At 71.0% G+C, this 8,694-nt stretch carries 8 protein-coding genes and 1 pseudogene; all 9 read right to left on the bottom strand.

The window, feature by feature from the left end:
- Window positions 1–13 precede the first annotated feature (13 nt).
- A complete protein-coding gene (locus HMPREF0731_RS14015) occupies window positions 14–589 on the bottom strand; it encodes a hypothetical protein (protein WP_040613359.1) in 576 nt (191 codons plus the stop codon).
- A gap of 63 nt (window positions 590–652) precedes the next feature.
- The gene (locus HMPREF0731_RS14010) at window positions 653–1,747 is read right to left on the bottom strand and encodes an AGE family epimerase/isomerase (protein WP_007004810.1); all 1,095 of its coding nucleotides are present in this window, start codon (window positions 1,745–1,747) and stop codon (window positions 653–655) included.
- 71 nt (window positions 1,748–1,818) lie between these two features.
- Window positions 1,819–3,147, bottom strand: coding sequence for an NAD(P)/FAD-dependent oxidoreductase (locus tag HMPREF0731_RS14005; protein WP_007004809.1), 1,329 nt, complete (start codon window positions 3,145–3,147; stop codon window positions 1,819–1,821).
- A 42-nt stretch (window positions 3,148–3,189) separates the two neighbouring features.
- A complete protein-coding gene (locus tag HMPREF0731_RS14000; RefSeq protein WP_157136125.1) occupies window positions 3,190–4,191 on the bottom strand; it encodes an ABC transporter ATP-binding protein in 1,002 nt (333 codons plus the stop codon).
- 8 nt (window positions 4,192–4,199) lie between these two features.
- Window positions 4,200–4,562, bottom strand: coding sequence for an oligopeptide/dipeptide ABC transporter ATP-binding protein (locus tag HMPREF0731_RS26190; RefSeq protein ID WP_281015361.1), 363 nt, complete (start codon window positions 4,560–4,562; stop codon window positions 4,200–4,202).
- Between the two features lie 39 nt (window positions 4,563–4,601).
- Window positions 4,602–5,261, bottom strand: a pseudogene (locus tag HMPREF0731_RS26185) (ATP-binding cassette domain-containing protein); the annotation flags it as partial.
- The gene (locus HMPREF0731_RS13990) at window positions 5,261–6,151 is read right to left on the bottom strand and encodes an ABC transporter permease (RefSeq protein WP_007004805.1); all 891 of its coding nucleotides are present in this window, start codon (window positions 6,149–6,151) and stop codon (window positions 5,261–5,263) included. The pseudogene HMPREF0731_RS26185 and the gene HMPREF0731_RS13990, both read right to left, overlap by 1 nt.
- Before the next feature lie 10 nt (window positions 6,152–6,161).
- Complete coding sequence (locus HMPREF0731_RS13985; RefSeq protein ID WP_007004804.1) at window positions 6,162–7,112, bottom strand: ABC transporter permease; 951 nt, start codon at window positions 7,110–7,112, stop codon at window positions 6,162–6,164.
- Window positions 7,113–7,137: 25 nt separating this feature from the next.
- A partial coding sequence (locus tag HMPREF0731_RS13980) for a peptide ABC transporter substrate-binding protein (RefSeq protein ID WP_007004803.1) occupies window positions 7,138–8,694 on the bottom strand: 1,557 nt, incomplete at its 5' end.

Below are 8,694 nucleotides of genomic sequence, written 5' to 3'. Positions count from 1 at the left end.
AATCCCGGTCGCCTCAGCGTGGCCCCGGCAGGGCCGCCAGCAGGGCGCGGATGCGCGCCATCGCCTCCGCCTGCTGCTCCAGCCGGTAGGAGCAGCGCAGCCCGCGCAGCCGCTCCCCCTCCGGCCACAACGCCAGCACCGCGCCGAGCTGCGCGCGGCTGGAGCGCAGCGCCGCCTGGCCCAGCGCCACCTCGCGCCGCCCGGCGCTTTCCAGCGCGAAGCCGGAGAGCGGCGTGTCGCGCACATCGCCCGGGCCCAGCACATCCCGCCGCTCCTGCGCCAGCCGCGCCGAGAGCCAGTAGCCCAGCTGCCCGATCGGGGCGCGCTGCGGGTCGGCCAGCTCCAGCAGGGTCGGCGGGCCGCCTGGCATGGCGGCGGCGCGGAAGCCGGTGCAGGCCAGGCTGCCCTGGGCGCAGCCCTCCCCGCCGCAGCGCAGCGCCCAATCCTCGGTGATGCCGCCGCTGCTCTGCCCCAGCCGCTCGGCGCTCCAGCCGGGCAGGCGGGGCGGCGCCGGCTGCGCGGCGGCTTCGCCCGCCAGCAGCAACGGCGCGAGCAGCAGGGCGGCGGTGGCGATCGGGCGGTGGCGCATGGCGGGCTTCCCGGCGAGGTCGGGCCCAGCTTTCCCCGCCCCGGCGCCGCTGTGAAGCGGCTTTCAGGCGGGGGCGGGCAGGCGCCGCGTCACGAAATCCAGCGCGCAGGACAGGTGGTAGAGGCTGCTGGCCGGCGCTGGCTCCTGGCTCAGCGTGCCATCGGCCAGGCGGCGCTCATGCCACAGCCCGTCCTCGCGCAGATAGGGCGCGATCGCCGCCTCGGCCGCGCGCAGCGGCGCGGTCCCCGCCAGCACCGCCGATTTCAGCCGCTCCGCCTGCGGCCAGAGCCGCGCGGCCTCCGACAGCGGCGTGCCATCCGGCGCCACGGAATCGCGCAGCGGGCCGGCGGGCAGGGCGCCGTGGCGCTCCACGAATTCCCGCAGCGCGGCCGCCTGGGCGGGCGCGGCGTGCTGGCCGGCCAGCCGGGCGTGCCAGTCCAGCAGCCAGACCCATTCGCAGTGATGGCCGGGTTCGACCGGGCCGGGCAGCGGGCGGAGGTCGTCATCCAGCAGCTCCACCAGCGTGCCGGTGGCGGGCTGGAAGAAATGCGCGCGGAACAGCGCCACCAGCCGGTGGGCGCCGTCGAGGAAGCGGGCATCGCCAAACGCCTCCGCCGCGGCGAGGCGCGCCTCCAGCAGGTGCATATGCGGGTTCTGCCGGCGCGGCAGGCTGGGCGGCAGGCTTTCCAGATAGCCGCCGCTGGCATGGCCGAGCCGGTGGACGAGGTAATCGTCCAGCTCCAGCGCCAGGGTCCGCAGCGGCGCCGACGGCAGCACCGCGCTGGCCGCCGACAGCGCCAGCAGCACGAAGGCATGGTCGTAGAGGTCGCGGCGCTGATCCAGCACCCGCCCATCCAGGCCGAAGCGCCAAGCATAGCCGCCATCCGCCTGCCGGGCGGTGCGGCGCAGGAAATCGACGCCGAGCTCCACCGCCTCCGCCGCGCGCGGCAGCCCGTGGCGGTGCGCCAGGGCGAAGCTGTGGATCTGCCGTGTCACGACGCGCAGCCGGCGGAACTCCGCCGTGCAGTGTTTCCCGTCCAGCGTCAGGTGCTCGTGGAAGGCGCGGCGCTGCCAGTCGACGCCATGGGCCAGCCAGCAGGGCCATGCCTTCCGGGTGAGCCAGTCCCAGAGTTGGGTCGGTGCCAGGTCGCGTTGCACCCGTCCGGACTACTCCCTTCGCCGCGCCGCAGCAACCAGGGCCGGATTGTGCCTCCGGCCCGGTGCCAGGGTCACAGCGCGCCGGCCGGCGCCAGCCGGGTGCCGTCCACCAGCCGGCTGTAGCGGTAGGAATGCGCATCGACGATCGGCGTGTCGCCGCTGACGATATCGGCCGCCAGCCGCCCCGCCGCCGGGCCGATGCCGAAGCCATGCCCGCTGAAGCCGGTGGCCAGGTAGAAGCCCGGATGCCCGTCCACCGGAGAGATCACCGGCACCGCGTCCGGCGTCGAGTCGATCGAGCCCGCCCAGGCCTCGGCGCAGCCGATGCCGGCGAGCGACGGATAGGCCGCGCGCAGCATGCCCAGCGCCTCCTCCACCAGCGTCATGTCCGGGCTGGGGTCGAGCACGCGGGTGCGCTCGAAGGGCGTCTCGCGGTCGAAGGACCAGGAGGCGCCCTGGAACAGCTCGGTGACGAAGGCGGAGCCCAGCCGGATCTTCAGCTTGGCGGCGCGCTGCTTGAAGGTGGGCCAGAACTGCCGCGCATAGCGCAGCCCGTCCGGCGTCAGCTCCAGCCGCCCGCGGCCGCGCAGCGCCACGGTGTAGCCGCCATCCTCGCGCCGCCGGATGCAATAGCCCGGCGTGCCCAGCGCGCCCTCGCGGATCACCGGCGCGGCGGTGGTGCGGAAGGCGGTGCCGATCACCATCGCCTGCGGCAGGGTGATGCCGTGGCGGCGGCAGAACAGGGTGGACCAGGCGCCGCCGGCCAGCAGCACGGCCTGCGTGCGGATGCGGCCCTTCTCGGTCACCACCGCGTCGATCGCGCCGCCCTTGGTCTCCATGCCGCGCGCCGCGCAGTTCTGGAACAGCTTCACCCCGAGCCGCCGCGCCGCCGCCGCCAGGGCGGGCGCCGCCATGGAGGGCTCGGCGCGCCCGTCGCTCGGCGTCTCCATGCCGCCGATCCAGCCCTCGGTGCTGTCGGGCAGGCGCTCGCGCACCTCGGCCGCGCTCAGCATGTGGCTGTGCACCTGCATCTGCCGCGCGTCATTGGCCCAGCGCTCCCAGCCGGCCAGTTCCTTCTGGTCCTTGGTGACCCAGAGCACGCCCTTGCGGCGGAAGCCGAGATCGGCGCCGATCTCCTCATGCAGCCCGCCCCACATCTCCAGGCTGGCGCGGGCCAGCGGGATCTCGTGCCGGTCGCGGCCCTGCTGCCGGCACCAGCCCCAGTTGCGGCTGGATTGCTCGGCGCCGACATGGCCCTTCTCGATCAGCGCGACCGAATGGCCCTTCTTCGCCAGGTGATAGGCGGCGGCCACGCCGATGATGCCGGCGCCGATGACCACGACATCCACCGCCTCCGGCAGCGTCTCGTCGCTGGCGATGCGGTCCACGGGAGGCGACATGCTGGGTGTCCTTGGCAGCTTGGTCGGAAGGAAAGGCGGCGCTCAGGCCGCGGGCAGGCTGGCCTGCAGCGCGATATCGTCGCGGATGCAGGCGGAAAAATGGCCGGGCCCCACCGCGCGCAGCGGCGGCACGGCCTCGGCGCATCCCGCGCGGGCGAAGCGGCAGCGCGTGCGGAAGGCGCAGCCCGAGGGCGGGTTCAGCGGCGAGGGGATGTCCCCCTGCAAGATCACCCGCCCCGATCCGCGCCGCAGCGTCGGGTCCGGCACCGGCGCGGCGGAGAACAGCGCCTCGGTATAGGGATGGCGCGGGTTGCGGAACAGCGCGCCGGTCTCGGCGATCTCCACCACCCGGCCGAGATACATCACCGCGATGCGGTCGGAGATATGCCCCACCACCGCCAGGTCATGCGCGATGAACAGGATCGTCAGGCCGAGCTTCTCTTTCAGTTCCAGCAGCAGGTTCACCACCTGGGCCTGGATCGACACGTCTAGCGCCGAGACTGGCTCATCCGCCACCAGGAAGCTGGGCTTCATGATCAGCGCCCGCGCGATGCCGACGCGCTGCCGCTGCCCGCCCGACAGCTCATGCGGGTGCCGCTCGGCATGATGCGGCTGCAGCCCGACCAGGCGCAGCATCTCCGCCACGCGCTCCCGCCGCTCCGCCCGGCCAACGCCGCCCTGGATGATCAGCGGCGTCGCCACGATGCGCTCCACGCTCATGCGCGGATTCAGCGAGGCGAACGGGTCCTGGAACACCAGCTGCATCCGCCGCCGCAGCGGCCGCAGCGCGCGGCGCGACAGATGCGTGATGTCCTGCCCCTCGAAGCGGATGGCGCCGCCGCTGGGCTCGGTCAGCCGCAGCAGCGTGCGGCCGAGCGTCGTCTTGCCGGAGCCGGATTCGCCGACCACCGAAAGAATCTCGCCGGGGGTCACCGCGAAGGAGACGCCGTCCAGCGCCTTCACCAGCTTCTGGCCACGGCCGAACAAGCCGCCACCGACCGGGAAATGCTTCTGGAGATCGCTGACTTCGAGAAGGGGGTTCATGCCAAGGGTCATGAAAGCGGCTCCGCCGGCCGGGGGGACAGGGTCCCCCCGGACCCCGCCATCAGTTCGGTCGCGACCTGCTGCCAGCGCAGGCAACGGATCTGCCGGTCATCCTCGGTGGTTTCGAGCAAGGGCGCCGTCTGGTCGCATTCGCCCGCGCGGAAAAAGTCGCAGCGCGGGTGAAAGGCACAGCCGGGCGGTGGGTGGCGCGGATCCGGCACATTGCCGCGGATCGCCGGCAGCGCGCCGGCGCGGCGGCCGGCCAGCTCCAGCCGCGGCACGGAGCGCAGCAGCCCCTGCGTGTAGGGCATCAGCGGCTGGCGGAAGAGCGGCACCACATCCGCCTGCTCCACCACCCGCCCCGCATACATCACCATCACCCGGTCGGCGATCTCCGCCACCACGCCCAGATTGTGCGTGATGAAGATCACCGCCATGCCGGTCTGCTCCTGCAGCCGCCGCAGCAGGTCGAGGATCTGCGCCTGGATCGTCACATCGAGCGCGGTGGTGGGTTCGTCGGCGATCAGCACCGAAGGCTCGCAGGACAGCGCCATGGCGATCATCGCCCGCTGCCGCATGCCGCCCGACAATTGGTGCGGATAGGCCGAAAGCCGCTGGCGCGGGGAGGGGATGCCGACCAACTCCAGCAGCCGCGCCGCCTCGTCCTCCGCCGCGCGCTGCGGCATCGGCCGGTGCAGGCGGATCGTCTCGGTGATCTGCGCGCCGATCGTCTTCACCGGGTTCAGCGAGGTCATCGGCTCCTGGAACACCATGGCCAGCCGGTTGCCGCGCACCGCGCGCATCTCCGGCTCCGGCAGGCTCAGCAGCTCCTGCATCGCGCCATCCGCGCCGCGCAGCCGGATGCTGCCCGAGACCTAGCAGAGCGGCGGCTTCGGCAGCAGCCGCATCAGCGCCAGCGAGGTGACGCTCTTGCCCGAGCCGCTCTCCCCCACCATCGCCAGCGTCTCGCCGCGCTTCAGGGTGAAGGAGACATCGCTGACCGCCGCCGCCTCCCCGCCATGGGTGCGGAAGCGGATGGCGAGGTTCTCGACCTCCAGCAGCGTGTCCATCAATGGCTGTCCATCCGCGGGTCCAGCGCATCGCGCAGCCCGTCGCCGAGGAAGTTGAAGCTGGTGACGGCAAGCGTGATCAGCAGCCCGGGCAGGATGGCCAGCCAGGGCGCGCTGGTCAGGTAGATCTGCGCATTGTTCAGCATGTTGCCCCAGCTGGCGACCGGCGGCTGGATGCCGTAGCCCAGGAAGCTGACATAGCTTTCCAGCAGGATCGCCTTGGCGACGTTCAGCGTGGCGCTGACCACGATCGGCGCCACCGCGTTCGGCACCAGCTCGCGGAACACGATGTAGCCGTCCGATGCCCCGAGCGCCTCGGCGGCGGTGGCGAAGTCGCGTTCGCGCAGCGCGCGGATCTGCGCCTCGACGATGCGCGCCACATCCATCCAGGCGGTGGCGGCGATCAGCAGGGTGATGGAGCCCACCCCCGGCTCGACCAGCGCGGCCAGCGCCAGCAGCAGGAAGATGGTGGGGAAGCACAGCACGGCATCGACGAAGCGCATCAGCGCCGCGCCCACCGCGCCGCCATAATAGCCGGCGATGGCGCCGACGCTGATGCCGATCACCATGCTGATCGCCATGGCGGCGAAGCCGACGGCGAGGGAAATGCGCCCGCCCATCATCAGCCGCGCCAGCATGTCGCGGCCCAGCTCATCCGTGCCCAGCACATGCGCGCCGGAAAATGGCGGCGCGAAGCGCTGCATGATGTCGATATGCGTGTCGTTGTAAGGGATCAGATAGGGGCCGGCCACGCTGCCGAACAGCAGGATGGCGATGATGATGGCGCCCAGCATCGCCAGCCGGTGCCGGCGGAAGCGCCGCCAGGCGGTGTTGCGCGGCGGCAGGGTCTCCGCCACGGGCAGGGCGATCGCGTCGGTGGTGCTGCTCATCGCCTGCCCCTCAGCCCAGCCGGATGCGCGGATCGGCCACCGCGTAGAGCATGTCGGCCAGCAGATTGCCGATCAGCACCAGGCTGGCCGAGAACATCAGGATGCCCATCACCACCGGGTAGTCGCGGTATTCGATGGAATCGAGGAAGAGCCGCCCCATGCCCGGCCAGGTGAACACCGTCTCGGTCACCAGCGCGCCGCCCAGCAGCGTCGGCAATTGCAGCCCGGCCACCGTGATCATCGGCAGCAGCGCGTTGCGGAAGGCATGGCCCGACAGCACGCGCCATTCCGGCAGCCCCTTGGCCCGCGCGGTGCGGATATAGTCCTGGTTGATCACGTCGAGCATGGAGGAGCGCATGAAGCGGCTCCAGATCGCCGTCTCCACCAGCGCCAGCACCAGGGCCGGCGCGATCAGATGGTGGATCATGTCGAGCAGCGAGCCATCGCCGATGGTCTGCCGGTTGCCCGCCGGCAGCCAGCCCAGCTCGACCGAGAAGATGAAGATGGCGACGAGGCCGAACCAGAAGGTCGGGATCGACAGCGCCACCATGGCGCCGATGGTGGCCAGGTAGTCGAACACCGAATAGCGGCGGATGGCGCCGAGAATGCCGATCCAGCAGCCCAGCAGCACGGCGATCAGCGTCGCCGTCAGCATCAGCTCCAGCGTCGCGCCGAGATGCGAGGAGATGACATGCAGCACCGGCTGGCTGTCGCGGTAGGAGATGCCCCAGTTCCCGCCCAGCATGCGCCACAGCCATTCGGCGTACTGCACCGGCAGCGGACGATCCAGGCCAAGCTGCGCCGCGATGCGGTCCAGATCCTCCTGCGACATGTTGGAGCCCATGGCGTATTGCGCCATCGGCCCCCCCGGCGCCAGGTGCAGGATGGCGAAGCCGATCATCGACACCAGCAGCAGCAGCAGCAGCGCCTGCCCCAGCCGGCGGACCAGATAGGACCCCATCGGGCTCAGCCCCCTCCGAGCCGCCTCACGCCCAGTACCATTCGCGGATGTTCCAGCAATTGGAGGAGGTGTTGATGTTCGGCCGGAAGCCCTGGAGATTGTCCTTCAGCCCCTCGACCAGCGCCTGCTGGAAGATCGGCAGGATCGCCAGCTCCTCGCGGATGATGCGCTGGATGCGGCCATAGGTGGCGCGCCGCGCCGCCTGGTCGAACTGCGTCGCACCCTGCTCCAGCAGCGCATCCACCTGGGCGTTCTCGAACTGGAAGGTGTTCTGCCCGCGCCCGCCCTTGGCCGGGATCGCCTTGCTGCTGAAGCGCGGCGTCACATCCGGGTCGGAGCCCAGCATGTAGTTCACGCTGACCATCACCGAGTTGAATTTCGACATCTGCCAGAACTCGCCCCAGATCACGGCGGCCGGCATGTTCTGCACCCGCATCGCGGCGCCGATGCCGCGCCAATCCTGCATCAGCAGCTGCTGCGCCTGCTCGCGCACCGGGTTGCCGACGGTGGTGGAGTTGGTGAATTCCAGCCGCACCCCGCCCTTGGCGCGCACCCCGTCGCTGCCGCGCTGCCAGCCGGCGGCGTCCAGGATCTCGTTGGCCTTGGCCGGGTTGTGCTCATGCGCCGGCAGGTCCGGGTTGATCGCCCAGGATTGCCGCGGCAGGAAGCTCTCGCTCGGCGTCGGCAGCCCGTAATACAGGACGTCGATCAGCGCCTTCTTGTTCATGCCGAGATACAGCGCCTGCCGCACCGCCTTGTCGGCCAGCGCCGGGAAGCCGAGATTGGGCGCGATGCTCTCGATCGAGGCGGTCGGGTTCACATGCACCTTCCGCCCGCGCAGCGCCTGCGCCTCGCGCGCGAAATTCGGGCTGATGCCGGCGATGCCGGTATAGTCCACCTGCCCGGTGCGGAACTGCGTGTACATCACCGTCAGGTCGGGGATGTACTTGAACACCAGCCGCTCCAGATACGGCCCCTTGCCGTGATAGGCGGTGTTGGCGGTGAGCTGGATGTTGTCGCCCGGCTGCCGGCTGCTCCAGCGGAACGGCCCGGTGCCGATCGGCGCCGCGTGGAACGGCGTGTTGTTCGGATCCGAAGCCTTCTCCAGCGCGTGCTTCGGCACGATGAAGGTCAGCGACAGGATCGACAGATACGGCGCATAGGGCGCCTCCATCTGCCAGCTGATCTCGGTGGGCGACACCACGCGGATGTCCTTCACCAGCCCGTGCCCGACCCGGTTGCGCACGCGGAAATTCGGGTTGTTGATCAGCTCCAGGCTGAACTTCACATCCTCGGCGGTGAAGGGCGTGCCGTCATGCCAGGTCACGCCGCTGCGCAGCTTGATCTTCCAGCTCAGCCCGTCCTCGGAAATGCCGCCATTCTCCTGCGTCGGCATCTCGGCGGCCAGGTCGGGGACGAACTTGCCCTCCGGGTCGATGTACCAGAGCGTGCTGAACAGGTTCCACCAGACGCCCTGGTCCACCTCGATGCCCGGCATCAGCGGGTGGAACACCGTGGGCTCCTGCGACAGGCCCACCACCACCTGGCCGCGCGGCCGCTCCGGCGGGCGGCCCTGCGCCCG

Source organism: Pseudoroseomonas cervicalis ATCC 49957 (assembly GCF_000164635.1).
Taxonomy (GTDB): Bacteria; Pseudomonadota; Alphaproteobacteria; order Acetobacterales; family Acetobacteraceae; genus Pseudoroseomonas; species Pseudoroseomonas cervicalis.
This window is presented reverse-complemented; position numbering and strand designations above follow the sequence as displayed.

Excerpts from the sequence above, each read along its gene's own strand:
- HMPREF0731_RS14015 (WP_040613359.1), bottom strand. The coding sequence starts at position 589 with ATGCGCCACCGCCCGATCGCCACCGCCGCCCTGCTGCTCGCGCCGTTG.
- HMPREF0731_RS14005 (WP_007004809.1), bottom strand. The coding sequence starts at position 3,147 with ATGTCGCCTCCCGTGGACCGCATCGCCAGCGACGAGACGCTGCCGGAG.
- HMPREF0731_RS14000 (WP_157136125.1), bottom strand. The coding sequence starts at position 4,191 with ATGAACCCCCTTCTCGAAGTCAGCGATCTCCAGAAGCATTTCCCGGTC.
- HMPREF0731_RS26190 (WP_281015361.1), bottom strand. The coding sequence starts at position 4,562 with ATGTATGCGGGGCGGGTGGTGGAGCAGGCGGATGTGGTGCCGCTCTTC.
- HMPREF0731_RS13990 (WP_007004805.1), bottom strand. The coding sequence starts at position 6,151 with ATGAGCAGCACCACCGACGCGATCGCCCTGCCCGTGGCGGAGACCCTG.
- HMPREF0731_RS13985 (WP_007004804.1), bottom strand. The coding sequence starts at position 7,112 with ATGGGGTCCTATCTGGTCCGCCGGCTGGGGCAGGCGCTGCTGCTGCTG.